Below are 26,901 nucleotides of genomic sequence, written 5' to 3' on the forward strand. Positions count from 1 at the left end.
ACCAGTTGCCAGTTGCTGGCGAGATGCAATTGAAGGGAATCCTGACGTGACGATCTCGATGTACGAGGCCTCGGTCGGCCTCTTCTTGCCGTACCTGCGCAACCTGTCCGCGCTGCTCGACAAGGGCGTTGCCTATGCCGAAGCCCGCAAGTTCAATCCGGCCGTCCTGCTCGGCATGCGGCTATCGCCGAACATGTACGATCTGGCGCAGCAGATCGGCGAGGCCTGCCGCCATGCCACCGTCGCGCCGGCCTTGCTGGCGCAGTGCGAGCCGGTCGTGCTGCCGCCGCTGGAGCACGACATGGCCGGGCTTCAAGCGCGGATCGCAACGTCAATCGAATTCATTGAAAGTCTGCCCCGGGCCGAGATCGATGCGGCCGCGGAACTGAAGGTCTTCTTCAAGCTGAAGAACGGGACCGAGCTGCCCTTCACCGGGCGGACACTGCTGCTCACGAACAGCGTCCCGCAGTTCTTCTTTCACGTCACGACCGCCTACGATCTTTTGCGGCACGCTGGCGTTGAACTCGCGAAGAAGGATTATCTCGGAAGGAAGTAGGCCTAAGCCTCGCCCTTGCGCTCGTAATCGGCGAGCGAACTGCGGCCGGCGATCTCGCTGCGCAGCTCTTCGAAACGCCGGTGCGCCTCGTCCTCGTGCGCGTCGACGAAATGCACGGCGGCCTCGCTGGTCATCGGACCGCTGATTACGGGCGCGGATTGCTCGCCGATGGTCTCGTGGACGTAGTACTGGTCGTCGTCGCCGCGATGGACCGTCCATTTCAGGCGGATCGCCACCATCGGCCCGGGACCGACCTTGCTGTAGCCGTCGGCATCGGTATGCTCCGGCACCAGCGGCTGCTCCTCGACCACCGGATGCTCGTCGGCAACGGGATGCTCGTCGGCAGCCGCAGGCTCGTCTGCGGCCACGTGCTCATCGGCGACCACCACGGTCTCGGTCTCGCGAACGACGAGGACGGGTTCGGGGTGCTCCAAAATGCTGGCGATGGTCGCCAACGCGTGGTCGGTCGGGTCGATCTCTGACAAGGGTCCATCCTCCAGCTCGACGCGGCCGGCAAGTCTGTCCCACTGCCGCCGCGGCCGGGAACATTAGGCGCGTTTGATTAAGGCTGAGTTTGGGCTCGATCTGCACCAAAATGGGACGCATTCTGGCGTTCCGGAGGCGGGCGGATTGGGCACTCCCGGAGGAGGGCTCAGCCCAGCACGTCCTGATTGATGATGTTCTGCCTGATCGGATCGCCGTCCAGCACACTCAGGATGTTGCGCGCGGTCTGCTCGCTCATGCGCTGGACCGCCTCGACCGTGACGCCGGCGACATGCGGGGCCATGATGACGTTGGGCAGCGCGAACAGCGCGTTGCTGACCGGCGGTGGCTCCACCTCGAACACATCGATGCCGGCCCCCGCGATCTTGCCGGAGACCAAGGCGTCGTACAGCGCGGCCTCCTTCACGATGCCGCCGCGCGCGGTGTTGATGAGATAGGATTTCGGCTTCATCCGGCCGATCCTGTCAGCATCGAACAGGCCGACGGTTTCCGGCGTCTTCGGGCAGTGGATGGTCACGAAATCGGCGTTGGGCAGTGCGGCGTCAAGGTCGGCGACGGGCTCGCAACCGGCGGCCTTGATCTCGGCCGCGGGCTTGTAGGGATCGTAGACCTGCACCTTCATGTCCATCGCCAGGCAGCGCTTGGCGGTGCGGGTGCCGATGCGGCCGAAGCCGATGATGAGGACGGTCTTGCCGTAGAGATCGAACGGCAGCATCCCGAGCCGATCGGCCCATTTGCCGTCCTTGACGCAGGCATGCATCTCCTGTGCGCGCTTGGCGAGCGTCAGCATCATGAACAGCGCCTGCTCGGCTACCGAGGGCGAGTTCGCACTGCCCGCGACCATCAGCGGGACCTTGCGGCGGGAAAGCGCGGGCACGTCGACGGCGTCGTAGCCGACGCCGATGCGCGTCACCACTTTCATGTCCCCGGATGCCTCGAGCTCGGTCTCGCCGAAGGCGGTGGCACCCAACGCCACGCCGTGGACCGGCGCATGGCTCTTCAGCAGGGCCTCGAAATCCCTGGCGGAGATCAGGTTCGGAAACTCGACGAGCTCGATGTCATCCCGCTGGGTGAGAAGGGCGCGCGCGCCTTGCGACAGAGTTTGTGTAACGAAAATCTTCTTCTTATTGGTCGCCATCGTCCCCTGCCTGCGCGAGTTTCTTGTCCGGCGGTCACAACACGACGCCGCTCGCCTCGTTTAGCAGGTGCATATTGTTGAGGTCCATCGCCAAACGCATGGGTGCCCCGTCCTTGGCGCCGGCATTGGGATCGACACGGCCGCAGATGGGTGTGCCGTCGAGTCCGAAATAGACCAGGGTCTCCATCCCCATCGGCTCGGTGACGTCGAGCACTGTGTCGAAGGTCTCGACGCCTGGTCCGAGATGCGCATGGGCCTCGGTGAGATGCTCCGGCCGGATGCCGAGCAGCAGCTTGTCGGTGCGCGGCAGAGCGTTGTAGCGCGCGGCGCGGGCCGGCGGCAGCGCAAAGGCGATGCGGTCGGTCAGGCGGATCTGAAGCGTGCCGCCGGCGTCCTCGAGCCGGCAGGGAATGAAGTTCATCGCGGGCGAACCGATGAAGCCGGCAACGAAGCGCGTCTCCGGCTTGTGGTAGAGCTCGTTCGGCGTGCCTATCTGCTCGATGCGCCCCTTGTTCATCACGACGACCCGGTCGGCCAGCGTCATCGCCTCGACCTGGTCGTGGGTGACGTAGACAGTGGTGGTGCGCACTTTCTGGTGCACCTTCTTGATCTCGATCCGCATCTGCACGCGCAGCTTGGCGTCGAGATTGGAGAGCGGTTCGTCGAACAGGAAGACCTTCGGGTTGCGGACGATGGCCCGCCCCATGGCGACGCGCTGGCGCTGGCCGCCGGAGAGCTGCTTCGGCTTGCGGTCGATCAGGTCGGTAATATCAAGGAGGCGGGCGGCTTCCGTCACCCGCGCCTTGATCTCGGCCTTGGGATAGTGCTTCAGGCGCAGCCCGAACGACATGTTCTCCGCGACCGTCATGTGCGGGTAGAGCGCGTAGTTCTGGAACACCATGGCGATGTCGCGATCCTTCGGCGGCACGTCGTTGACGACGTCCCCGCCGATCATGATGTCGCCGTCGGTGATGTCCTCGAGTCCTGCGATCATGCGCAGCGTCGTCGATTTGCCGCAGCCGGACGGGCCGACCAGCACGATGAACTCATGGTCGGAGATTTCGAGATCGATGCCGCGCACGGCTTCGACATCGTCGTAACGCTTGATCACCTTGCGCAGGGAAACGTCGGCCATTGCACTTCAACCCCTCGTTCTCAACCCTTCGTCGCGCCGGCGGTCAGGCCGGCAATGTAATAGTCCATCAGGAAGGCGTAGATGATCAGCGGCGGGGCTGCGCCAAGCAGCGCGCCGGTCATGATCTGACCCCAGTTGAAGACGTCACCCTTGATCAAGGTCGTGATGATGCCGACCGGCAGCACGAGCTGATCGGTCGATGTCGTGAACACCAGCGGATAGAGGAACTGCGCCCAGGAGACCGTGAAGGCAAAGATCGTCGCCGCTATGATCCCCGGCAGCGCCACCGGAATGAAGATCCGCGTCAACGTCTGAAACCAGGACGCACCGTCGATGATCGCGGCCTCGTCGAGCTCCTTCGGTATCGAGGCGAAGTAGCCGATCATGATCCAGGTGCAGAATGGCACGGTCAGGGTGGGATAGATGAAGAGCAGCACGTACCATCGATTGATGAGTTGGATGCCGGTCCAGTCGCCGAACAGTGCAAACACCTTGAACAACGGAATGAACAACAGGCTGTCCGGAATGAGGTAGGTCAGGAACACACCGGTAGCCAGCGTCGCCGAACCCCAGAACCGCATCCGCGCCAGGGCGAACGCCGCAGGCACGCTGATCAGCATGGTAATGGTGACCACGAAGATCGAAACCAGCGCAGAATTCCAGAAAAACCGCAGGAACTGGTTTGACGTCAGCAGGCCAACGTAGTTGTCCAGCGTCGGGTGGAAAACCCACCATGGGTTGGTTGCGGCCGAGATTTCCGCGCTGCTCTTCAGCGAGGTGATCAGCATATAAATCGGAGGAAGCAGCGAGAAGACCGCAAAGAGGGTCAGGAAGAAGTACGACCACCTCAGCGCCCAGGTGCGGTCGCGGCTCATACTGCCGTATTTGACGGGGCGCGTCGGCGCGGCCTTGTCCATCGTGACTGAGCTCATCAGGATTCATTCCCGCGCTTGTTGACGTCGCGCAGGATGAAGATCGCCGCGACCGCCAGGATTGGTACCATGAACAGAGAGACGCTGGCGCCCAGCGGAATGTCGCTGCCTTCGATGCCTATCCTGAAAGCCCAGGTCGCAAAGATGTGGGTGTGGTCCAGAGGACCACCGGCGGTGAGGATTCTTACGATGTCGAAGTTGGCGAAGGTGACGATCAGCGAAAACAGCGTCGTGATCGCTATGATGTTGCGCATCATCGGCAGGGTCACGTACCAGATCCGTTGCCACCAATTGGCGCCGTCAATGGCGGCCGCTTCATAGAGCTGCTCGGGCACTGATTTCAGGGACGCCAGATACATGATCATGAAGAACGGCGCGCCGTACCAGACGTTGACCAGAATGACCGAGAAGCGCGCCCATGCGGCGTCGCCCGTCCACGGGATCGGCCCGATTCCGAAGAACGATAGCGTGTAGTTGAAGGCACTATAAGAGGGATCGAACAGCCACAGCCATGCCAGCGTGCTCATCGCGGGCGGGATCACCCATGGCACCAGGAGCATGCCGCGCCATTTGCGCTGACCCTTGGCCGGAATGTTGTGGACGAAGTGCGCGACGATGAACCCGATCAGCGCTTTGAAGAACACGGCAGTGATGGCGAAGATGCAGGACTGCTTGACGACCAGCCAGAAGGTGTCGCGCTTGAACAGGAATTCGAAGTTGCCCAGACCGACGAACCTTTGCATCGACTTGTTGAGCGTCGCCAGATGAAGGGAATAGAACGCCGGATAAAGCACCAGGAGGGTGATGAGTATAATCAGCGGCAGCGTCATCAGAAACGCGGCGGTGGATTTGCGTTTGAGCGCCCTCTGCAGACCGGAACGGTTTCGCGCCGGCTGCTTTGCGCCAACCCTATCCGGCTGCAATGCCACATCAGCCATGTGCATCTTCCTCGCGCGGTTTAGCTCGATAGACTCAGATATTGGCGAGCGCCGACATACCCGGCTCTCGTTGAGGCGAGTCGAAGGACCGCCGCGAGCGACCAGGGGCCGTCGCGGCGATACTTTTCATGTTAGCTTCGCATGAAGCCTTCGCACTCGCCTTCGGCCCAGGCGAGCGTCTTTTCCATCGCTTCCCCTTGCTGATAGCGCAAGCACATCTTGGTCAGCGTGGCCTGAGCATAGATCTGCTGTGCAATCTTGGGCGGCGCCGGCGAGGCCGCAATTGACAGCGTCTGATGGTTGTAGGGGTTCGGGTAGTGATAAAGCGTGCCTTTGGGAGGTCCTTCTTCCTGCCAGACCTTCAAGGTTGTCAGCTTCGCATATGCCGGCAGATCATAGCCGCCGCTTGCGACCACCATCTTTTCGATAGCTGCCGGCTTCGAGAGTTCAATCAAGAGGCTCCTCGCTGCTTCCTTGTTCTTGGAGAAGTTCCATATGCTCCAGAAATAGGGCAAGTAAGGCGCAAAACGCCCCTTCGGTCCGGCCGGGAATCCATGTGTCCAGCATTGCTCGGCGACCTGTGGCGCGTCGCGTTTCGCAACGGCCCAGGCGCTCGGCGGGTTCATGATCATCGCACCCCTGCCGGAGACCAGCCATTTGTTGTTGGATGCATCGTCCCAGGCCGCGACGTCGGGCGGCAGGAAAGCGATCAGCTTCTTGTAAAACTCGAGCGCTTGGCGAACCTCATCGGTCTTGACGGTGAGATTGCCCTTGGCGTCGACGAGATGGGCGCCGAACGAAAGGAAGATCGCGCCTGCCGTGTCGACGTTATCCGTCGTCTCGCCGAGGCCGATGCCGAACGGGAAGCCGGCCTTGTGACAGGCTTCAGCCGCTTTCAGGAATGTTTCCAGAGTCCAATTGTCGGCTTTTGGTTCAGAACCGGCCGGGTACATCGCCTGGACGTCGATGCCGGCGTGCTTCTTCATCAAATCGATACGCGAACAGGGTCCCTTGATTTGACTGCCGACACAGGCGGGAACGCCGAGCCATTTGCTGCCTGCGGTGCCGAGATACTTGGCTGTGCCGTTGACCTCGCCGTTCTCGGCGATGATCTTCCCCATGATGTCGCTAACGTCCTCCAACTGGTCGGCATTGGAGTGTGCCCACCACGTCGGCATCGCGAAAATATCGTGGCCGGACTTTGCCTGGGCTTCGGCGGCAATGGTCAGCAGGTTCTTGTTGCCCTGGCTTGGGATGTAGTCGATCGTAACTTCGACCTTCTCCTTCGCCGCCCATTCGTTGACCAGATCGGTCGAGGCCTTGTTGGCGCCGGGCACCCAGTGGTCCCAGAAACCGATCGAGAGCTTGCCGGCGGCGTAAGCGCCGCGGACATATGGCGCTGCGATCAGCGCCGTGGAGGACATAGCAGTGGCAGCCACAAATTGACGTCGCGTCAGTGTCTTGCGTGACATCTCGTTTCCTCGCTTGGGTGTTTTATTGCTTTGGTGTTTCCTCTGAACTCTTCCGAGTTTTGCTCTTGATTTTCTTGTTGTGCGTTTCTTGTTACGAATTGGTAGCGCGATCAGATCATGATTGATCGCGTCTGTCGAGAAAACCGAACGGCGCGCGTCTAGAACTAACGTTGTGTCCGGGAACGCCGACACTGCCCTCGGAGTCGTGTGCCGGCGATGATCCGCGGCCGGTCGTTTTGCGACGCACACGTTGCGCCGACCTGCCGGGGCGATCCGTGCGCAATTACGCCGCAGTTTCGAATAAGCCTGCATAAGCGTCTCGCGCCAAACACTTTTCGGGCGTGGATAGCAATTGTCGGCGCCTAGACCTCGAAGCGGTGAAAACGATAGAGTTGCAACTGGCGGGTGGTTTTCACCCGAACAGGCCAATCAGATGGAGACCAGAATGATCAACCCGGCGCCACCCGCGCGGCTTTACCTGCGACGATGGTTCGCGCTGGGGTCCGTTTTCGTGTTGCTGCTCGGCGCCGCCGCGGTGGCGAATGCCCAAGGTCTGGTCAAGGGCGTCCAGGAAGGAGCGGCGGCCGGGAACAAGGCGGCCGGTCCGGTCGGCGGCGTACTCGGCGGCGCGATCGGGGGTGTGGTGGGCGTCTTCACGGGTGTGCTCGGCGTTGGCAACAATAACAACGGCAATCAGGCGCCGGCGGCCAAGGACGCAAACAAGGACACCAGCAAGGACGCCAAGCAACAGGGCGCCGGCAAGGACAAGGACGCCAAAAGCGCCAAGGCGGGCAAGGGCGCCAAGTCGAGCAAGGAAGCGAAGAACGCGCCCCAGGACAACAAGGATGTCACGGTCCTCACCCAGAGCGGCGCGCCGCAGCAGACCGCCGAGCAGATCGTCGCCAACAGCGATTCCTATATCGAGCGGATCAAGACCGAGCTGAACCTCACGCCTGATCAGGAGAAGCATTGGTACGGCTTCTCGAGCGCCATGCACTACCTTGGGCACAATGGCGCCGAGCGGCTCAACCTGCGGGTTGCGCGCGCCAAGCGGGATCCGCCCGACGACATCGTCGAGCAGATGCGCAACGAGGCGCAATTCCTCATCGACCGCGCCGCCGACCAGCGCAATGTCGCCGACGCCGCCGAGCCCCTCTATTCGAGCCTCGATGACAAGCAGAAGCAGGTCTTCGTACAGGAAATGGTGCGCCTCAGCCACGAACGCGGATTGGATTGATCAAGTTGAATCGGATCGGGCGCGTCTGAATTAACGGCGCCCGCCACGAATTCGTGTATCCTCTTCGCAACTCGATTATGATTAGCTTCGTAAGCTGATTGCGGGGTTGATATGGCGGACGGACTCTCCGTTTTCCTGGTCGAAGACGAGACGTTGATCCGGATGATGATCGCGGACATGGTGGTGGAACTCGGCCACCACGTCGTCGCGGAAGCCGACAACGTCCGGGACGCCAGCGCTTTTGCCATGACCGCGCAGTACGATATGGCAATCCTCGACATCAATCTGAAGGGCGTCTACGTCGATCCCGTCGCAGACCTCATCGAACGTCGCGGCAAGCCGTTTCTGTTCGCCACGGGTTACGGGCCGGAGCTGCTGCCGTCCTTGCTCCGGCGCCGGCCGATCCTGCGCAAGCCGATTTCGATCGATCAGCTCAAGGCTATGATCGAGTCGATGTTTCCGGAAGCCGCGGCGAATACGCCGCACTGAGCGACGGCGGAGGCGCCGCGCTGAGATCGCCAACGAAAATGGCCGCCCGTCGGGGGCGGCCATCTGGCTGGCGACGAAATTCGCGCAGTCTCACATCAGGCCGGCGCCAAGATCGATGCCGCGCGCCATCAGGCCGAACGAGGCGACGAGGCCCATGCAGCAGAACAGCAAAATGGTCTTGAACGAAGAATCGGCCAAACGCGTTTCGACGGCGGCCGGCATTGCGGCGAGCGAGATCATGCTCATGTTCATTCCCCCCTTTGTTGCCCCTGAATTGCATCAGGTGAGGGAACTCTTAGAGCAAAAGGTTTGACGCGAGCTTTCGAGGGATCGTTAACGGAATCGCAATCGGTGCTGCGATCGCAGGCGCCGTAACGGAATCACCAGCCTCAGTTGCGACCGTTATTCAGCACCGTGGCGATGGTATGGGCCGTCATGGCTGCGCGGTCCGAAGCCCGCTGGGCGGCCAGCCGGTCTTGCGCCTTTTCCTCGATCAAGAGCTCGATCAAGGCCAGCCGCTTGTCCTCGTCATCCGCCTCGATCAGGAGGCGGTGATAGCGGTGATAGTCGAACCCCAGATCCTGTTTACGCATGTCACGCCCCCGCAACCACGCCACACACACTGGCTGGATTGTTTCTCATCGGAAACATGTGCGCAAGCACGATCCCGCATGGAACCGAGCGTGCGGCGTATTCAGCTGTGAATTAGCGGACCCCGGCGGGAGGAGGGATCCGCCTCAGGGCTGGTTGTGCTCGGCAAACATCTTGAGGCCGAGGAAACTCGCGTCAGGTTTGGTCACCAGCCTGGTCGGGATGTTGCGCAGATAGTCCTGGAAGCGTCCCTTGGCTTCAAAGCGCGCCCGGAACGCGGAGGCCGCAAGGAATTCCGGAAAACGCGGCGCGATCCCGCCGGCGATATAGACGCCGCCACGGGCGCCGAAGGTCACGGCGAGATTACCGGCGACCGAACCGAGGATGGCGCAAAACATCTCGAGCGTCGCGCGGCTGACGGGACAGCTGCCGTCCAGGGCGGCCTTTGTGATGGCGGCGGCATCGCGATGCGGCACCTGGGCGCCGTCCACCTCGGCCAGCGCCTCGTACAGGCTTTGCAGTCCGGAACCGGATAGCGCCCCGCGCTCGATCGAGACATGGCCGAGGCGTCGGCGCATGGACGCAATCAGGCGTTCCTCACGCTCGTTCTCCGCCGGCAAAGTCGCGTGGCCGGCCTCGGTGACGACGGCCAGCCGCGCGCCATGACGTTCGACCAGACAGGAAACGCCAAAGCCGGTTCCCGGTCCGACCACCAGCAGTGGCTCTCCCGGCAAGCCGTCCTGCCCGCCGAGCGAGATCAGGTCGGCGGGCTGCAGGGCGGGCAGCGACCAGGCCACCACCTCGAAATCGTTGAGGACATGAACGCTCTCGAACCCGAGGGCCGGCTGCAATTCGTGGCCGTCGATGACCCAGGGGCTATTGGTCATGACGCAGCGATTATTGGTGACGGGACCGGCCACGGCCAGCACGGCCCTTTTGGGCGGCTCGTCTGGCCGACGCGCGAGCACGTCGACAATCGCTTCCCGGACAGTGGGGAAATCCGCCACCTTCACATAATCGATCGGTCCGGTCTGATCGCCCTGACTGAGCGCAAAGCGCGCATTGGTGCCGCCGATATCGGCGAGAAGAATCCGTTCTGTCTTGCCGATGGTCATGGCCATATGGCTACCGCGGCCGTGCCGGCTGCGGGAACCACTTCCTCCGCTCTCTCTGATCACTAACTGCGAACGGCTTTTAGAATCCGCGCTTGGGTGCGCCTAGTCAACACGGAGAAGGCCAAACCGTTGCATTCCGGGCACGATGTGGGCCATTCGCGCAGATCGCCGCACCTTGTCGGTGGTTGCGAAGCAGCGCGGGAAGATCGACAGTGTGGGGAGCGTTCGGCACCCGTGGGGCCGGACGGCTGGAATGGACCTTGCCAAATGAAGATATCCGACCGCGACGTGCTGCTGGTCATCGACGTTCAGAACGATTTTTGCACGGGCGGGGCGCTTGCCGTTCCCGGTGGCGAGAAGGTCGTCCCCGCCATCAATCGAATCGCCCAAAAATTCGCCAATGTGGTGCTGACCCAGGATTGGCATCCGGAGGATCACGTCTCCTTTGCCCCGAACCATGCGGGCAAGCAGCCGTTCCAGACCATCGAGCTGGATTACGGCGCCCAGGTGCTGTGGCCGATGCATTGCGTGCAGGGCACGGCCGGCGCTGAATTTCATCGCGATCTCGACGTCACCCGAGCAAATCTCGTGGTGCGGAAGGGGTTTCGGCGCGGCATCGATTCCTATTCGGCGCTGTTCGAGAACGACAGGAAGACACCGACCGGCCTGCTCGGGTATCTGCGCGAACGCGAGTTGAAGACGGTCTTCGTCACCGGCCTCGCGCTCGACTTCTGCGTCCGCTTCTCGGCGGAGGATGCCCGCAAGGCGGGGTTCGACGTCGCCGTCGTGGAGGACGCTTGCCGTGGCATCGATCTCGACGGCTCGGTGGCCGACGCCCATCGGAGTTTGCGCGAGCGTGGCATCGCGGTCGTCGGCCTCGAAGCAACCTTGGGAGGATCGTGAGATCGCTATGGCGCAGAAGCCCGGCAAACAGCTACGCGCACCGCGGCCGATCCCGGATGCCCCGCTGCTGTGGCCATTCGCAGCGGCTCAGCTTGCCATGGACGCTTGTTTCTGGTGGCTCGATCGCGGGCCGCCGGAGCAGGACGACAGTAGCCTGCCGTGGACCACTCCCAACTCCGTCGCGCTGGAGCTTGCGACCATGCGTCTGCGCCGTTGCACGCGGACGCAATCCGGCCAGCCGGCGCTGGTCTGCGCACCCTATGCGCTGCATCGGGCCCTGATCGCCGACTTCGCACCCGGCCACAGCGTCGTGCAGGCCCTGCAAAATGGCGGCATCGACCGAATCTATCTCACCGACTGGCGCTCGGCCACGCCGGATATGCGCCATCTCTCCATCGACAGCTATCTCGGTGATCTCAATGTCGCCATCGACGAGATCGGCGTGCCGGTCGATCTCGTCGGCCTGTGCCAGGGCGGCTGGCTGTCGCTGCTCTATGCCGCGCGCTTTCCCGCCAAGGTGCGGCGGCTGGTCCTGGTCGGCGCCCCCGTTGACCTCTCGATCGACTCCGCGCTGTCGCGGCTTGCCCGCAACGCGCCCGAGGCTCTCTACGACCAGCTCGTCGCGCGCGGCGGCGGCAACGTCAGCGGCGAGGAGATGCTTCGCGTCTGGTCGAAGGCGCCAAGCCGCGACGACATCGCAGCGGCGCTGCAAATAGATCTCTCGGACGAGGAGGGCGCGGCACTGCTCGCGCGCTTCGAGCTCTGGAATACAGAGACGCTCGATCTGCCCGGCAGGTATTATCTCGAGATCGTCAACTGGATTTTCCGGGAGAACCGTATCGCGGGCGGCAACTTCGTGGCGCTGGGCCGCGAGATCGACCTGAAGACCGTCAATGCGCCGGTCTTCCTGCTGGCCGGGCTCGATGACGAGGTCGTGCCGGCCGCGCAGGCGCTCGCCACCGCCGGGCTGCTCGGCACGCCACCGGCCTTCATTACTGCGGCTTCCGAACCCGGCAACCATCTCGGCCTGTTCATGGGCGCGCGGACCCACGCTCATGCCTGGCCGCGGATCGCCGAGTGGCTGCGCGACGATCTCTCCGGCGTGCTGGCTCGCAGCGCCTGACGTCGCCGGGCACGGGGCGGGCGAACATGCAAATCCGTTATGCATGAGGGCGGATGGCCTGCACGGGGCCGGCTCCATGGGCTACAAATGGTCCGGAGCTGACGGCTGCGGACGGCCGCAGAGAGACTAAAGGTACTTCGCTCGATGAGTTTTCACTCGATCTACGCCCACGGATTCGCGCGCGTGGCGGCCTGTGTCACCACGTCCCACGTGGCCGATCCCACCGCCAACGCCAAAGCCGTGCTGGCGGCGGCCAATGCCTGCCACGAGCAGTCGGCGGCGGTCGCCGTGTTTCCGGAATTGTGCCTGTCCGGCTATGCGATCGAGGATCTGGTGAAGCAGGACCCGCTGCTCGATGCGGTCGAGCGCGGGCTCGCGGCGATCGTCGAGGCCTCCTCCGCGCTGCTGACTGTCCTGATCGTCGGCGCGCCGCTGCGCTTTGGTCATCGCATCTATAATTGTGCCGTCGTCATTCATCGCGGAAATGTGCTCGGCGTCGTGCCCAAGAGTTATCTGCCGACCTATCGCGAATTCTACGAGGGGCGGCATTTCGCCTCCGGCGCGGGCATCGTCGGCGAGACGATCGCTTTTGGCGGGCTGGACGCACCGTTCGGCGTCGACCTCCTGTTCGCGGCTGAGGACGTCCCGGGCCTGACTATCGGCGTCGAAATCTGCGAGGACATGTGGATCCCGGTGACGCCGGCGTCCGAACTCGCGCTCGCGGGCGCCAGCGTGCTGATCAATCTCTCGGGTAGCCCGATCACGATCGGCCGGGCGCGCTCGCGCGCGCTGCTGTGCCAGTCGACCTCGGCGCGCTGCCTGGCTGCCTACGTCTATTCGGCGGCCGGGGCAGGGGAATCGACCACGGATCTGGCCTGGGACGGCCAGACCTCGATCTACGAGAACGGCGTGCTGCTGGCCGAGGGCGAGCGGTTCCGCCAGGGCGGCCAGATCACCTATGCCGATGTCGATCTCGATCTGCTCAGGCAGGAACGCTCGCTGATGGGCACGTTCGACGACAATCGCCGGCAGCGCGAAGGCTTCTACCGGACGGTCACCTTCGCCCTGACGCCGCCGAGCGCCGATATCGGCTTTCTGCGCAAGATCGAGCGATTTCCGTTCGTGCCAAGCGACGAGAGCCTGCTCGAGCACGATTGCTACGAGGCCTACAACATCCAGGTCGCAGGCCTTGTCCAGCGCATGCGCGCCACCGGCACCAAGCGCGTCGTCATCGGCGTGTCGGGCGGGCTCGATTCCACCCACGCCCTGATCGTCGCCGCCAACGCGGTGGATCTGCTCGGCCTGCCACGCGAAAACATCCTCGCCTATACCATGCCGGGCTTTGCCACGGGCAGCGAGAGCAAGACCAACGCGCTGGCGCTGATGAAGGCGTTGCAGACCAGTTGGCAGGAACTCGACATCCGCACCACGGCGACGCAAATGCTAAAGGACATCGGCCATCCCTTCGGCAAGGGCGAGAAGGTCTACGACATCACCTTCGAGAACGTGCAGGCGGGCCTGCGGACGGATTATCTGTTCCGGCTCGCCAACCATCACGGCGGCATCGTCATCGGAACCGGCGATCTCTCGGAGCTCGCGCTCGGCTGGTGCACCTACGGCGTCGGCGACCAGATGGCGCACTATAATGTCAACGCCGGCGTGCCGAAGACGCTGATCCAGCATCTGATCCGTTGGGTGATCGCCTCCAGGCAGTTCAGCGACGGCGTCAACCGCACGCTGGTCTCGATCCTCTCGGCCGAAATCTCGCCGGAGTTGGTTCCGGTCGAGCCTGGCCAGAAGCCGCAAAGCACGGAGGCCTCGGTCGGACCCTACGAGCTCCAGGATTTCAACCTGTTCTACACGCTGCGCTTCGGCATGCGGCCGTCCAAGATCGCCTTCATGGCGCTCCAGGCGTGGAAGGACGTTGCCAAGGGCGAATGGCCGCCGGCGTTCCCGACCGACCGGCGCAAGGCTTACGATCTCCCGGAAATCCGCCGTTGGCTGGAGGTGTTCCTGCGCCGCTTCTTTGCGTTCAGCCAGTTCAAGCGCTCGGCGATGCCGAACGGACCGAAGGTTTCGGCCGGCGGTTCATTGTCGCCGCGCGGTGATTGGCGCGCGCCGTCGGATTCGAGCGCGGCGGCATGGCTCGAGGATCTCGAACGGAACGTGCCGAACTGATCGGCAGGTCTGATCGGCAAGTCTGATCAGCAGGTCTGATCAGCAAGTCTGATCGATAGCTCTGATCGGGCAGGGCGGCTCGAACGAAATCGCGCCGCGCGACCTGTAAGGCCGGCGGCGCGAGATCGCGTTCAATCTGGAAAGTACCGAGGTCCGGAGTGCCTAGGAGTCCGGACCTCGTCACCTTGCCCCAGCCTTTGATCCCCCCGCCCCATGTGGTCCCCCAACCCCATGCAGCGCGATCAGAAGGTGATGCCCTTGGAAGGCCGCCGATCGATGTACGCGAAGTACGCGAAGTGCGGTTAGGATTCCATTCCGGATCACTACGGACACGAATTCGCTTGAGTGCTGCACGCTGGTGCATTGGTTCGCATCCACTGCGATCGTTGCTGCCTGAATTCAATGCAGACGGCCGGCGGGATGTCCACATCTCCTCGGCGCCGCGGAACCTGAATTTCACCGGCCTGTCATTGAACTGGTCTAGCGCTGCCTTGTCATCGCTGACGATCAAGGGAGCAAGCCATGTCGAAGCCAGTGCTGGGCGCCGCGTTGTCCATCAAATCAATTCCCGCCCACCGCGATTGGCTTCTCGAGCGGCAGCGCGATCTCGAAGTTCAGGATTTTTTCCGGGCGGACCTGCTCGACGGCGACTGGCGAACCCCGGCGAGCGAAATCAAGCAAATGCTCTCGGGCCATACCGGCCGCCTCGGCATCCACGGCCCGTTCTGGGGCTTCAAGATCGACAGCCACGACCCGATGATCCGCCAGGCCGTGACCAAGCGCCTGCTGCAGGGCCTCGAGGCCGCGGAATTCCTCGGCGCGACGCAGATGGTGATGCATTCGCCGTTCACGACCTGGGACCACAACAATCTCGATCTCTATCCGGACAACCGCGGCAATATCGTCGAGCGCGTCAAGGAGACGCTTGCCGAGGTGATCGTGCGTGCTGAAGCCATCGGCTGCGAGATCGTCATCGAGAACATCGAGGACAAGGATCCGCGCGACCGCGTGCGCCTCGCCAAGGCGCTCGAAAGCAGCAAGGTGCGCGTCTCGCTCGACACCGGGCACGCCAATTACGCGCATGTCTCCACCGGGGCGCCGCCGGTCGATTACTACGTCGAGACCGCCGGCGACATGCTGACGCATGTTCACCTCCAGGACACCGACGGCTTTGCCGACCGGCATTGGGCGCCGGGCGAAGGCAATATCCCGTGGGTCGCCGTGTTCCGTGCGCTGGGCCGGCTGACATCGAATCCGCGGCTGATCCTCGAGCTTCGCAATCACGACGACGTTCGCGCCGGCGCAGCCCATCTCGCCGTGCTCGGGCTCGCGGAATAACCGACATCATCAGAGGGCAGGGGTCATCACCATGAGCAAGCTCACCCGTCGTACCATCCTGAAGTCCGGCGGCGCCGCCGCGGGCACGCTTCTGCTGCCGCGTTTTGCGATCGGGCAGGCCGACAATCGTCCGTCGGTGACGATCGCCGTGCAGAAGGTGACGAACGCGAACGTGCTCGACGTGCTGCGCGAGCAGTCCAATGTCGGCGAGCGCGTGTTCTTCTCCTCGATCTGGGAGGGCCTGATCTCCAAGGACTGGCGCGGCAGCCTGGAGGCTGTGCCGGGCCTCGCCACGGAATGGCGCCGTATCGACGACCAGACCGTCGAGGTGAAGCTGCGCCAGGGCGTGAAGTTCCACAATGGCGATGAGCTCACCGCCGAAGACGTCGTCTTCACCTTCAGCCGCGAGCGCATGTTCGGCCAGACCGAAGCCAAGAGCCGCTCCACGATCCAGGCCTTCGAGAAGATCCCGACGCCGCGTCCAGGCAAGGAACTGCCGCCGGACGTTCCCGCCGTCGCCCGCCGCATCTGGCCGGATCTCGTCCGCGTCGATGCCGTCGACAAGTACACGGTGCGTTTCTACAACGCCACGCCCGACGTCACGATCGAGGGCCGGCTGTCGCGCTACGGCTCTGACATCATGAACCGCCGCGCCTGGGACGAATCGGCGAGCTATCTCGACTGGGCGCGCAAGCCGATCACGACCGGCCCCTACAAGGTGGTCGAACTCAAGCCCGACGTGTCGCTGACGCTGGAAGCCCACGACGAATATTGGGGCGGCCGCCCGCCGCTCAAGCGCATCCGCTTCCTCGAAGTGCCTGAAGTCGCAAGCCGCATCAACGGCCTGCTCTCGGGCGAGTACCAGTTCGCCTGCGACATCCCGCCGGACCAGATCGCCGGCATCGAGAAGAATTCGGCGTTCGAAGTGCAGGGCGGCACCATCCTCAATCACCGCCTGACCGTGTTCGACAAGAACCACGCCCAGCTCGCCAATCCGCTGGTGCGGCGCGCCTTCACCCATGCGATCGACCGCCAGGCCATCGTCGACAGCCTTTGGGCCGGCCGCACCCGCGTGCCGAAGGGCCTGCAGTGGGAATTCTACGGCGACATGTTCATCGCAGACTGGAGCGTACCGGCGTACGATCCGAAACTCGCGCAGGATCTGTTGAAGCAGGCGGGCTACAAGGGCGATCCGATTCCCTATCGCCTGCTCAACAATTACTACACCAACCAGGTCGCGACCGCGCAGGTGCTGGTCGAGATGTGGAAGTCGGTCGGCCTCAACGTCCAGATCGAGACCAAGGAGAACTGGTCGCAGGTCATGGAACGTGCGCCCACGCGCGCCGTGCGCGACTGGTCGAACTCGGCCGCCTTCAACGATCCGGTGTCCTCGCTGGTCGCCCAGCACGGCCCGAACGGCCAGCAGCAACAGATCGGCGAGTGGACCAATGCCGAGCTGAACAAACTCTCCGAATTCCTGGAAACCTCGACCGACCGGGCCGCCCGCAAGAAGGCGTTTCACCGCATGCTGGAAATCGCCGAGCGCGAAGACCCCGCCTATACGGTGCTGCACCAGAACGCGACCTTCACGGCCAAGCCGAAGTCGATCAAGTGGAAAGCCTCGCCGGCATTCGCGATGGATTTCCGCGCTGGCAATTTCGAGGCTTGATTGGTGGCGCCGCTGATCAGCATCAAGGACCTGAGTGTCGGCTTCCAGGGCGTGCCGGTCCTGCGCGGTGTCGATCTCACCTTGCAGAAGGGCGAGGCCGTTGGCCTCGTCGGCGAGTCCGGGTCCGGCAAGTCGGTGACGTGGCTTGCGGCGCTCGGCCTCCTGCCACGGCATGCGAATGTCTCGGGCTCGGTGCGGCTCGAGGGACGCGAGATCCTCGGTGCCCCAGCCTCCGAGCTTGATCAGGTGCGCGGCGGGCGGGTCGCCATGATCTTTCAGGATCCGGCCAGCGCGCTCAACCCGGTGCTGACCATCCGCAGGCAGCTCTGCGAGGCGCTGGCGCTGCATCGCGATCTGTCGGGCCAGACGGTGAAGGCGGAGGCGCGGCGGCTGCTCGACCTCGTCGGCATCCCCGATGCGGCGCGGCGGCTCGAAGCCTATCCGCATGAATTCTCCGGCGGCCAGGTCCAGCGCATCATGATCGCGATGGCGCTCGCCGGAAATCCCGACCTGCTGGTCGCCGACGAGCCGACCACGGCGCTCGACGCCACCATCCAGGCGCAGATTCTGGAGCTGCTCTCCACCATCCGCCGCGAGATGGATATGGCGATGGTTCTGATCAGCCACGATCTCGGCGTCGTCGCCGAAAACTGCGACCGCGTTGCCGTGATGTATGCCGGCCGCATCGTCGAGGCGGCGCCGGCCAACCAGCTCTTCGCCGATCCGCTGCATCCCTATGCGCAGGGGCTGATCGGCTCGCTGCCGCCGCTCGATGGCCCGAGGCGTCGCCTGACCGCGATTTCGGGCACTGTACCCGATCCCGCGAGCATGCCCGATGGCTGCGCCTTCGCGCCGCGCTGCACGCTGGCGGCCGCGCCGTGCGGCCTTGCCGCCCCAACCCTGGTGCCGATCGCGAACGACCGCGCCGTCGCCTGCATCCGCGCCGAGGCTTCGCGGCGCGCGCTGCTCGGGGTTGCCGCAGAATGAGCGCGCCGCTCGTCGAGGTGTCCTCGATTTCGCGCAGCTACGGCATGCGCGCCGGGATGTTCGGCCGCAGCATGGCCGTGCATGCCGTCGACGGCGTCTCGCTCGCGATCCGCAAAGGCGAAACGCTCGGCCTCGTCGGCGAATCCGGTTCCGGCAAATCCACCACGGGCCGCATCGTGCTCGGCCTCGAGCCGCCTGACCGCGGCGAGGTGCGGTTCGGCGGCAAGCCGATGGCCATGCCCGGGACGCCTGCATGGCGTGCGCAGCGCGCGCAGATGCAGATGATCTTTCAGGACCCGCTGGGGGCGCTCGATCGGCGGTTGCCGGTTGCGACCCAGATCCGCGAGCCGCTGGACATTCATGGCCTCGGTGAGCCCGCCGGGCGCGAGGAGCGGGTGCGAGAATTGCTGCGCGCCGTCGAGCTCACGCCCGCGCATGGTGGGCGCTATCCGGGCGCGCTCTCCGGCGGACAGCGGCAGCGCATCGTGCTGGCGCGGGCGCTGGCGACAAAACCGGACTTCCTGGTCTGCGACGAGCCGGTCAGCGCGCTCGACGTCTCGATCCAGGCGCAGGTGGTGAATCTGCTCGCCGATCTCCAGGCGCAGCTGGGGCTCACGCTTCTCTTCATCAGTCACGATCTCCGCGTCGTCAGGCAGATCAGCAATGTCGTCGCCGTGATGTATCTCGGCCGCATCGTCGAGCTCGGCAGCGCCGACGATCTGTTCGCGCGGCCGGAGCACCCGTATACCCAGGCGCTGGTCTCGGCCTCACCCGCACCGGGCCGCCGCAGCGCAGGTCGCATCGTGCTGGCAGGCGATCCGCCGAACCCGGCGGCGCGTCCCCATGGCTGCGCCTTTCATCCGCGCTGCCCGCGCGCGATCGCGCGCTGCGGGAGCGAGGTGCCGGCCCTTTCCGCCGTCGGCGGTGACAGGCAGGTTGCCTGCCACCTCGTGACCGGGCCGCAGGCCGAGACGCGGGATGCAGCCTGATGGGTCGCTATTTTGCCATTCGGATCGGACGCGCGGCCCTGACGATCGTCCTCGTCGTCACCTTCGCCTTCGTCGTGCTGCGTCTCTCCGGCGATCCCGCCCTGATGATTCTGGGACCGGAAGCGCCGCCGGAAGTGCTCGCCGCCTTCCGCAAGGCGTGGGGGCTCGATGATCCCATCTGGTTTCAGTATCTCGATTATTTTGGCGCCATTGCCAAGGGCGAGCTCGGCCGTTCCATGCGCGACGGACGGCCCGCGATCGAACTCGTGCTGGAGCGGATACCGGCGACGCTGGCGCTGACGCTGCCGGCGTTCGCATTCAAGGTCGCAATCGGCATTCCCGCCGGCATCTACGCGGCGCTGCACCGGGGTTCGGGAATCGACCGCGCCGTGATGATGACGGCGGTCGCCGGCTTCACCGTGCCGAGTTTCGTCCTTGCGTTGCTGCTCGTGCTGATCTTCGCCGTGCAGCTCGGCTGGCTGCCGTCGGGCGGACAGGACAGTTGGCGCCATGCCATCCTGCCCATCGTGACGCTCAGCCTCGGCGGCGCCGCGGTGCTGGCGCGCTTCACCCGCAGCGCCATGCTGGAGGTGCTCGGCCAGCCCTATATCCGCACCGCTTCCGCCAAAGGCGTGCCGTGGCGAAAAGTCGTCACCTCGCATGCGCTGCCGAACGCGGCGATCCCGACGGTGACCATTCTGGGCTTCATGGTGGGCACGCTGATCGCGGGCGCGGTCGTGGTCGAGAGCGTGTTTTCGTGGCCGGGGGTAGGGCGGCTTCTCGTCGTTGCGGTTGCCAATCGCGATCTCGCCGTCGTGCAATGCATCCTGCTGCTGGTCGCGATGACCATGGTCACGTCCAATTTGATTGTCGACTTCCTCTACGGCTTCCTCGATCCGCGCCTGCGCGCCAAAGGGGCTCATGCATGAAGCGAGCGCACGCATGACCGACGCGACGCTGAAGGACATCGCTGCCCGCCGCCGCATCAGCCTGCCGGCGATCCCGGCGTCGGTCGCGCTCGCGATCGCCTGGATCGTCGCCATGCTCGTGATCGCCGCCCTGGCCGAGAAGATCGCGCCCTATGGCTACACCCAGCTTGATCTGCGCAACCGGCTCTCGGCGCCCGGCAATGTCGCGCACTGGCTCGGCACCGACGAGCTCGGCCGCGACGTGCTGTCGCGGCTGCTGGTCTCGATCCGCATCTCGCTCCTGATCGCGTTCGGCGCGACCGCGATCTCGGCCGTCGTCGGCACCACCCTCGGCTTCCTCGCGGCGCATTTCCGCGGGGCCGTCGAACAGCTCGTGCTGATGCTGTCCGACTTCCAGGCCAGCATGCCCTTCCTGATCATGGCGCTCGCCGTGCTCGCCTTCTTCGGCAATTCGCTGCCGCTCCTGATCGGCCTGATGGGACTTTTCGGCTGGGAGCGCTACGCCCGCATCGCCCGCGGCCTTGCCATCTCCGCCAATGCGCAAGGCTACGCCGCCGCGGTCCGCCAGCTCGGCGCGACGCCGCCACGGATCTACCTCAGGCACATCCTGCCCAACATCGCCTCGACCCTGATCGTGTCGACCACGCTGGTCTTCCCCGAGGTGATCCTGATGGAATCAGGCCTGTCCTTCCTCGGCCTCGGTGTGCAGCCGCCGATGACCAGCCTCGGCAACATGGTCGGCTATGGCAGGGAGTACCTGACCAGGGCGCCCTGGATCATGCTGGCGCCTGCCACCACCATCGTGATCACCACCCTGGCGGTGTCCGTGATCGGCGACTGGCTGCGCGACCGGCTCGATCCGACCCTGCAATAGGAGCTGCGACCCTACCGCCCCCTGCCGTCATTCCGGGGCGCGCCGAAAGGCGCGAACCCGGAATGACGGGGAGAGGTAAGATGAACGACGCAAAGCCCGCGCCGGGAGCAGGGGAGCCCTGTCCGGCCCAAGTTCCCGTTGCGCCGAGCCACCCCGTGCGGTATCCGGCCGGAAAGGCCTGAGGCGGCTTCGATATTTCTCCGCCCGGCTGACCCAACCAGGACGGAAACCGCCATGCCAGCCTATCGCTCCCGCACCACCACCCACGGCCGCAACATGGCGGGCGCCCGCGGCCTCTGGCGCGCGACGGGCATGAAGGACGGCGATTTCGGCAAGCCGATCATCGCGGTCGTCAATTCCTTCACCCAGTTCGTGCCCGGCCACGTCCATCTCAAGGACCTCGGCCAGCTCGTCGCGCGCGAGATCGAGCAGGCCGGCGGCGTCGCCAAGGAATTCAACACCATCGCGGTCGACGACGGCATCGCCATGGGCCATGACGGCATGCTCTACAGCCTGCCGTCGCGCGAACTGATCGCCGACAGCGTCGAGTACATGGTCAACGCGCATTGCGCCGACGGCATGGTCTGCATCTCCAATTGCGACAAGATCACGCCCGGCATGCTGATGGCGGCGCTGCGTCTCAACATTCCCGCCGTGTTCGTCTCGGGCGGCCCGATGGAGGCCGGCAAGGTCACCGTGCAGGGCAAGACCAAGGCGGTCGACCTGATCGATGCCATGGTCGCGGCCGCCGACTCCAAGGTCAGCGACGAGGACGTCAAGGTGATCGAGCGCTCGGCGTGCCCGACCTGCGGCTCCTGCTCGGGCATGTTCACCGCCAACTCGATGAACTGCCTGACCGAAGCGCTTGGCCTGGCGCTGCCCGGCAACGGCACGGTGGTCGCGACCCATGCCGACCGCAAGCGCCTGTTCGTCGAGGCCGGCCATACCATCGTCGATATCGTGCGCCGCTACTACGAGCAGGACGACGCCTCGGTGCTGCCGCGCAACGTCGCGAACTTCAAGGCGTTCGAGAACGCGATGACGCTCGACATCGCGATGGGCGGCTCGACCAACACCGTGCTGCATCTGCTCGCGGCTGCCCATGAAGGGCAGGTCGCGTTCGCCATGCAGGACATCGACCGGCTCTCGCGCCGCGTGCCCGTGCTCTGCAAGGTCGCGCCGTCGGTTGCCGACGTGCATGTCGAGGACGTGCATCGCGCCGGCGGCATCATGGGCATTCTGGGCGAGCTCGATCGCGCTGGCCTGATCGACACCTCGGTTTCGACCGTGCACGCGCCGACCATGAACGACGCGCTGGAGCGCTGGGACATCAAGCGCTCCAAGAGCGAGTCCGTCCGCACCTTCTTCCGTGCCTCGCCCGGCGGCATCCCGACCCAGGTCGCGTTCAGCCAGGAGCGCCGCTACGACGAGCTCGATGCCGACCGCGAGAAGGGCGTGGTGCGCGATCTCGCGCACGCCTTCAGCAAGGACGGTGGTCTTGCCGTGCTGTACGGCAACCTCGCGCAGGACGGCTGCATCGTGAAGACCGCAGGCGTCGACGCCTCGATCCTGAAGTTCTCCGGCCCGGCGCGTGTGTTCGAAAGCCAGGACGCGGCCGTCGAAGGCATCCTGGGCGGCAAGGTCGTCGCCGGCGAGGTCGTGGTCATCATTTACGAAGGCCCGCGCGGCGGCCCCGGCATGCAGGAAATGCTGTATCCGACCAGCTATCTGAAATCGATGGGCCTCGGCAAAGCCTGCGCGCTCGTCACCGACGGCCGCTTCTCGGGCGGCTCGTCCGGCCTGTCGATCGGTCACCTTTCGCCGGAAGCGGCCGAAGGCGGCAACATCGGTCTGGTGCGCACGGGCGATCGCATCGCCATCGACATTCCGAACCGCAGCATCACGCTGGAGGTCTCCGACGAGGAGCTCGCCAGCCGCCGCGCCGCGGAAGACGCGAAGGGCGATACCGCCTGGCAGGCGATTGGCCGCAAGCGCAACGTCTCGACCGCATTGCAGGCTTACGCCGCGCTCACCACCAGCGCCGCGCGCGGCGCGGTGCGAGAGGTAAAGCGTCGCTCGAACTGAGCGTTGCATTAGCTCGCGCCTCGCGCGCATGGTCAACAAGTTCTGAACGGCCGGTGAAAACCGGCCGTTTGCATTAAGGATGCCCCGACGAACTTCGGCATGGCAGGATTTTCCGGCGTATACTGCCTGCGACCTTCGCAAATCCATTTCGGGCAACTGGGGCGCCACCATAATGTCTCGTACTCTTGCTGTCGTTTTCTCAACAGTCGTCGCCGCGATTTCCATGACGGGCGCAGCTTCCGCCGGCTGCTACAATTGCTACGCGCCTCCGCCGTGCCAGACCTGCTACCAGCAGCAATACGTCCAGCCGCAATACCGCACCGTCGACGAGACCGTGATGGTTTCGCCCGGCGCGACCGTCGCGCACCGCACGCCGGCGCAGTATCGCACCGTGATGGTGCCGCAGACCGTGATGGTCGCCCCCCCGAGCGTGCAGTACCAGCACATCCCGCCGCAATACGCCACGCGCCAGCGCGTCGAGATGGTCTCGCCCGGCTATTCCTATTACGCCCCGGTACAGATGGGCTGCGCGTCCTGCGGCTACTGAGCCGACGCAGCAACGAAGAATTTCGCGCGGCGCTCCCATCGGGCGCCGCGTTTTCTTGGCCCGCAGTAAACGAGGCCCGAAACGGGAGGCGAATCCAAACCGGGCCTCGCAACCAGCGAGCCACTATCGCGGTTCTCGGATGAAGATCTGACCAAGCCGGACAACATCGGCGTTCGAGCGAACATACGAAGTCCCACGACCGTCCTTAGCAACACGGACAGTGCCATCTCTGTCATTGGATACTACGAAGCCGCGCGCTCGCAGCTCAACGAGAACGGCAAGCGCATCTTTGCTGACCTCTTCACCGTCAGGAAACCGGGAAATGGACTTGATCCATTGTGCCGCTTCGGCTCGCTCGGCCTCTAGCGCCTCTAGTGCATCGTATCGTGCCACGAGCATTGCCTCTTCCATCAAGCCCGTAACGATGTTTGAAAGGTATTTGCGATCTTCATCCAGCGCGAAGAATGCCTCGCCCATTTTGTCGACCCAAACGAGACCAAACGGAAGCAGCTTGGCCGCCGCTTCGCGGATTTCATCGTCAAATCGAACTAGAGCTTCCCAGTGCGTCATCCCGACCTCTTCGACGGTACAATAGCGAATCGGCAGCGCTTTTGGAGGCCCGCCGGCGTGACCGGCAATAGATTGGCTGTTCAAGGCCAATGCCGGTGACGAACCGGCGGCCGGGAGTTGAACACCTGCTAGAATCAAGCAGATGGCCTTTAAGCTTTCGCTCTGGGCATAGCGCACCCTCCGGGCGCTATGAACCGCCCCCGGGTTTGCCGGAGGCTCCAACTCCTGAGAGGAGCCATGACGAGCAAGACGACGAACAAGTTTTCACCCGAGGTCCGGGCCCCCCGAGCGGTTCGGATGGTTCTGGATCACGCCAGCATCGCGGTAACGATGGACATTTGTTCCCATCCGATGCCGAACACGCAGGGGGGGGGGCCGCGGCGGTTGACGGAGTGCTACGCGCCGCCATAAACAAGCGCGCCGACGACGTCGGGCAGCAAAGCGATAGCAAATGACTCGCTTCGTCTCCTGACAAGAGCCATAAAGCTCATTGATGGCAACGGCTTGGAAGGGTGGCCGAGTGGTTTAAGGCACCGGTCTTGAAAACCGGCGTGCCCGCAAGGGTACCGTGGGTTCGAATCCCACCCCTTCCGCCAGTATGATCCGACCGGGGTCTGTTGGTTGGGCTTTCCGGGCAGGTGATCGGTGCATCAGACGTCCAATCCGGCCGCGCTCGACAAGCTGAAGCTCCGCATTCACGCGTTGCGCGCCAAGACGATCGCCAATGGCTGCACCGAGGACGAGGCGCTGTCGGCCGCCGCCAAGGTCGCCGAGCTGCTGGATCGCCACGATCTGTCGCTCTCCGACGTCGAGCTGCGCGCCTCGCCGTGCGAACGGAGGGTCTTTGAGACCCATCGCAAGAAGCGCATTCCCCTGGACGACTGCATCGGCGCGATCGCTCATTTCTGCGATTGCCGGGTCTGGCGCGAGAAGAACGCGGCGGGCGAGAGCAGCTATGTGTTCTTCGGTCTCGGCGCGGATGTCGAGGTCGCGCATTACCTGGCCGAATTGATCGACGGCGCCGTGCGCGCCGAGCTCGGCCGCTTCAAGACCTCGGTCGACTACAGCAGGTTCCGGCACCAGGAGCGCCATCTGGCCAATGCCTCCTTCGCGCTCGGGATGGTGGCATCAGTCGCGGACAGGCTGCTGGCGATCAAGGCCAGTCGCGATCAGGTCAACGAAAGCACCGGCCGCGGGCTGGTCGTCCTCAAGACCTCGGTGGTCGATGCGGAATTCGACAAGCTCGACCTCAGGATCCGAACCCAGCGCAGCACCAGCCGCATGGTGTCGATGACGGCCTATGAAGCCGGCGGCGCCGCCGGCGCGTCGCTGGCCATCAATCCCGGCCTTGGCGGGTCGCAGTCGGGGACCGCTCCCAAAGGAAGCTGAACGCCCAGGCTTTCGATTGACGGTAGGGGCCCTGGGGCACGGCAAGCGATCGTCGAATCCGCGAGCCCCGGTCCGGAGTTGCGCGACGCGCTCGTCGCCACTTCAGGCACCGCAGCGTGGCGGCGCGATCCTGAGCAGGTCCGGCATCGTCGCCAGAGAGTGCACAGTCTTTGGCAGGCTCCATGTGATGGGTGACCGCCTGATCGCACTCAGCGAGCCGGGTGGAAACGCGTTCGCGATTTGCATTGGCCGTATCGATATCGCGCTGCACCACCTTTTCGGGAGTTGACGATTTGAATAAAGCCATTTGTCTAGCTCCTTCAGTTTAAGCTACTGTAGGCTGGTGCGAGGCGCGTCGCACACATTGAAAACCAAATTATTACAAAATGGGCGCCTATACCTGTCGATCTGAATGGTGCCCGCGAGATACTGACAAAGGGATTTAGTCCGATGGGCGACTATGCGTCGGCGGGCAGCCAGCGTTGGCTACAGATAGCAGTGAATGAGAAGCCTGAAGTTCTGGAAAGCGCCCTGCGGTTAAGTGGTGCGATCGGACGAACTGCTTCAGTTGTTTGGGCATCTCCTCTGCGGGACGACAGCTTTCGCGAATATCGCGATATGACCGCCATTACCAAAGCAGAGATCGCCAGCCTTAAGAGACCGCTTGCAGAGTTCTGGCCTGCGCGCGGCCCGGTTTGGGATGCGATTGGCGTCACCACCGAACAAATCCCAATCTTTGTAGAGGCCAAGGCTCACATTCCTGAAGCAGCATCATCGGCGACGAAGGCATCACCGCAGTCGTTCGAGCTAATTGAGAAGAGCCTCTGCGACGCGCGAAAGTTTTATGCACCCAAAGCGAGCGCGATCTGGTCGAACCTGTTCTACCAATATGCCAACCGGCTCGCGCATCATTACTTCCTGACGCGGCTCAACGGCCTGAAGAGCAGCTTGGTGTTCTTGTATTTTGTGAATGCTGAAGAGATGCGGGGTCCTGTGACTGAAGAAGAATGGCACGGCGCTATTCGACGTATTCATGCGGTTCTCGGGCTCCCGAAGGACCTGCGTTCACGCGGCGTATTCGATGCATTTGTGGATGTAAGGCGGCTCCGGAACGATGCGGGCAGCAAATAACCCGGACTGATTGTTACCGGCCGGGGAGCCATTCAGAAGGCTGCAATGTCAGCTTTCGAGGAGGCAAGCTTACCAAAGTGAA

At 63.9% G+C, this 26,901-nt stretch carries 26 protein-coding genes and 1 tRNA gene; 17 read left to right on the forward strand and 10 right to left on the reverse strand.

The genetic code is table 11. The features are described 5' to 3' along the window. Positions 1-58: 58 nt before the first annotated feature. The gene (locus NR187_RS13105) at positions 59-556 is read left to right on the forward strand and encodes a DUF1993 family protein (RefSeq protein ID WP_256806916.1); all 498 of its coding nucleotides are present in this window, start codon (positions 59-61) and stop codon (positions 554-556) included. 2 nt (positions 557-558) lie between these two features. Here the strand turns inward: NR187_RS13105 and NR187_RS13110 are convergent, their stop codons facing one another. The 6 genes from NR187_RS13110 to NR187_RS13135 all read right to left on the reverse strand — a co-directional run bounded on the left by NR187_RS13110 (position 559) and on the right by NR187_RS13135 (position 6,675). Then, positions 559-1,041, reverse strand: coding sequence for a hypothetical protein (locus NR187_RS13110; RefSeq protein ID WP_256806651.1), 483 nt, complete (start codon positions 1,039-1,041; stop codon positions 559-561). Between the two features lie 167 nt (positions 1,042-1,208). Then, positions 1,209-2,198, reverse strand: a complete 990-nt coding sequence (locus tag NR187_RS13115; RefSeq protein WP_211386433.1) for a hydroxyacid dehydrogenase — start codon at positions 2,196-2,198, stop codon at positions 1,209-1,211. Positions 2,199-2,232: 34 nt separating this feature from the next. Next, positions 2,233-3,333: an ABC transporter ATP-binding protein gene (locus NR187_RS13120; RefSeq protein ID WP_211386434.1), complete on the reverse strand. Its 1,101-nt coding sequence runs from the start codon at positions 3,331-3,333 to the stop codon at positions 2,233-2,235. Positions 3,334-3,353: 20 nt separating this feature from the next. Continuing rightward, positions 3,354-4,265, reverse strand: a complete 912-nt coding sequence (locus NR187_RS13125; protein ID WP_211386435.1) for a carbohydrate ABC transporter permease — start codon at positions 4,263-4,265, stop codon at positions 3,354-3,356. After that, positions 4,265-5,203 carry a carbohydrate ABC transporter permease gene (locus NR187_RS13130; protein ID WP_211386436.1) on the reverse strand — a complete coding sequence of 313 codons (939 nt, stop codon included), beginning with the start codon at positions 5,201-5,203 and terminating at the stop codon, positions 4,265-4,267. Before NR187_RS13130 ends, NR187_RS13125 begins: the two co-directional genes overlap by 1 nt. Before the next feature lie 131 nt (positions 5,204-5,334). Further along, positions 5,335-6,675 carry an ABC transporter substrate-binding protein gene (locus NR187_RS13135; protein WP_211386507.1) on the reverse strand — a complete coding sequence of 447 codons (1,341 nt, stop codon included), beginning with the start codon at positions 6,673-6,675 and terminating at the stop codon, positions 5,335-5,337. 445 nt (positions 6,676-7,120) lie between these two features. On the opposite strand from NR187_RS13135, the gene NR187_RS13140 reads away from it, so the two are divergent. Next, entirely contained in the window at positions 7,121-7,912 is a 792-nt protein-coding gene (locus NR187_RS13140; protein ID WP_211386437.1) for a Spy/CpxP family protein refolding chaperone, read from the forward strand. 111 nt (positions 7,913-8,023) lie between these two features. Beyond that, positions 8,024-8,401, forward strand: coding sequence for a response regulator (locus NR187_RS13145; protein WP_211386438.1), 378 nt, complete (start codon positions 8,024-8,026; stop codon positions 8,399-8,401). Between the two features lie 90 nt (positions 8,402-8,491). Here the strand turns inward: NR187_RS13145 and NR187_RS13150 are convergent, their stop codons facing one another. The 3 genes from NR187_RS13150 to glk all read right to left on the reverse strand — a co-directional run bounded on the left by NR187_RS13150 (position 8,492) and on the right by glk (position 10,107). Beyond that, complete coding sequence (locus tag NR187_RS13150) at positions 8,492-8,647, reverse strand: hypothetical protein (protein ID WP_211386439.1); 156 nt, start codon at positions 8,645-8,647, stop codon at positions 8,492-8,494. Between the two features lie 143 nt (positions 8,648-8,790). Next, a complete protein-coding gene (locus tag NR187_RS13155) occupies positions 8,791-8,994 on the reverse strand; it encodes a hypothetical protein (RefSeq protein WP_256806652.1) in 204 nt (67 codons plus the stop codon). A gap of 144 nt (positions 8,995-9,138) precedes the next feature. Then, positions 9,139-10,107 (reverse strand): glucokinase, encoded by a 969-nt coding sequence (gene glk, locus NR187_RS13160; RefSeq protein WP_256806918.1) that lies wholly within the window; start codon positions 10,105-10,107, stop codon positions 9,139-9,141. Between the two features lie 267 nt (positions 10,108-10,374). On the opposite strand from glk, the gene pncA reads away from it, so the two are divergent. From pncA to NR187_RS13215, 11 genes are all read left to right on the forward strand, one after another. Next, positions 10,375-11,010, forward strand: coding sequence for a bifunctional nicotinamidase/pyrazinamidase (gene pncA, locus NR187_RS13165; RefSeq protein WP_211386441.1), 636 nt, complete (start codon positions 10,375-10,377; stop codon positions 11,008-11,010). A gap of 7 nt (positions 11,011-11,017) precedes the next feature. Then, the gene (locus NR187_RS13170; RefSeq protein ID WP_256806653.1) at positions 11,018-12,133 is read left to right on the forward strand and encodes an alpha/beta fold hydrolase; all 1,116 of its coding nucleotides are present in this window, start codon (positions 11,018-11,020) and stop codon (positions 12,131-12,133) included. A 144-nt stretch (positions 12,134-12,277) separates the two neighbouring features. Further along, positions 12,278-14,311 carry an NAD(+) synthase gene (locus NR187_RS13175; RefSeq protein WP_256806654.1) on the forward strand — a complete coding sequence of 678 codons (2,034 nt, stop codon included), beginning with the start codon at positions 12,278-12,280 and terminating at the stop codon, positions 14,309-14,311. Between the two features lie 522 nt (positions 14,312-14,833). Next, the gene (locus tag NR187_RS13180) at positions 14,834-15,649 is read left to right on the forward strand and encodes a sugar phosphate isomerase/epimerase (protein WP_256806655.1); all 816 of its coding nucleotides are present in this window, start codon (positions 14,834-14,836) and stop codon (positions 15,647-15,649) included. A gap of 31 nt (positions 15,650-15,680) precedes the next feature. After that, positions 15,681-17,318, forward strand: coding sequence for an ABC transporter substrate-binding protein (locus tag NR187_RS13185; RefSeq protein WP_256806656.1), 1,638 nt, complete (start codon positions 15,681-15,683; stop codon positions 17,316-17,318). A gap of 3 nt (positions 17,319-17,321) precedes the next feature. Then, positions 17,322-18,305, forward strand: coding sequence for an ABC transporter ATP-binding protein (locus NR187_RS13190; RefSeq protein WP_256806657.1), 984 nt, complete (start codon positions 17,322-17,324; stop codon positions 18,303-18,305). After that, entirely contained in the window at positions 18,302-19,294 is a 993-nt protein-coding gene (locus NR187_RS13195) for an ABC transporter ATP-binding protein (RefSeq protein WP_256806658.1), read from the forward strand. The genes NR187_RS13190 and NR187_RS13195 overlap by 4 nt, the downstream gene beginning before the upstream one ends. Beyond that, positions 19,294-20,223: an ABC transporter permease gene (locus NR187_RS13200; protein ID WP_256806659.1), complete on the forward strand. Its 930-nt coding sequence runs from the start codon at positions 19,294-19,296 to the stop codon at positions 20,221-20,223. Before NR187_RS13195 ends, NR187_RS13200 begins: the two co-directional genes overlap by 1 nt. Before the next feature lie 13 nt (positions 20,224-20,236). After that, complete coding sequence (locus tag NR187_RS13205) at positions 20,237-21,097, forward strand: ABC transporter permease (RefSeq protein ID WP_256806660.1); 861 nt, start codon at positions 20,237-20,239, stop codon at positions 21,095-21,097. Positions 21,098-21,331: 234 nt separating this feature from the next. Then, a complete protein-coding gene (gene ilvD, locus NR187_RS13210; RefSeq protein ID WP_256806661.1) occupies positions 21,332-23,182 on the forward strand; it encodes a dihydroxy-acid dehydratase in 1,851 nt (616 codons plus the stop codon). 223 nt (positions 23,183-23,405) lie between these two features. Continuing rightward, entirely contained in the window at positions 23,406-23,729 is a 324-nt protein-coding gene (locus tag NR187_RS13215; protein ID WP_211386451.1) for a hypothetical protein, read from the forward strand. Between the two features lie 123 nt (positions 23,730-23,852). On the opposite strand, the gene NR187_RS13220 is transcribed toward NR187_RS13215, so the two are convergent. Continuing rightward, positions 23,853-24,476, reverse strand: a complete 624-nt coding sequence (locus tag NR187_RS13220; RefSeq protein ID WP_256806662.1) for a hypothetical protein — start codon at positions 24,474-24,476, stop codon at positions 23,853-23,855. Between the two features lie 329 nt (positions 24,477-24,805). On the opposite strand from NR187_RS13220, the gene NR187_RS13225 reads away from it, so the two are divergent. The 3 genes from NR187_RS13225 (at position 24,806) to NR187_RS13235 (ending at position 26,819) form a co-directional block, all read left to right on the forward strand. Beyond that, positions 24,806-24,895: transfer RNA gene (locus tag NR187_RS13225), tRNA-Ser, on the forward strand. Between the two features lie 49 nt (positions 24,896-24,944). Further along, complete coding sequence (locus NR187_RS13230) at positions 24,945-25,688, forward strand: DUF2786 domain-containing protein (protein WP_256806663.1); 744 nt, start codon at positions 24,945-24,947, stop codon at positions 25,686-25,688. A gap of 450 nt (positions 25,689-26,138) precedes the next feature. Beyond that, positions 26,139-26,819, forward strand: a complete 681-nt coding sequence (locus tag NR187_RS13235; protein WP_256806664.1) for a hypothetical protein — start codon at positions 26,139-26,141, stop codon at positions 26,817-26,819. The last annotated feature ends 82 nt before the right edge of the window (positions 26,820-26,901 follow it).

Source organism: Bradyrhizobium sp. Bra64, from assembly GCF_024519875.1.
GTDB classification, from domain to species: domain Bacteria; phylum Pseudomonadota; class Alphaproteobacteria; order Rhizobiales; family Xanthobacteraceae; genus Bradyrhizobium; species Bradyrhizobium japonicum_G.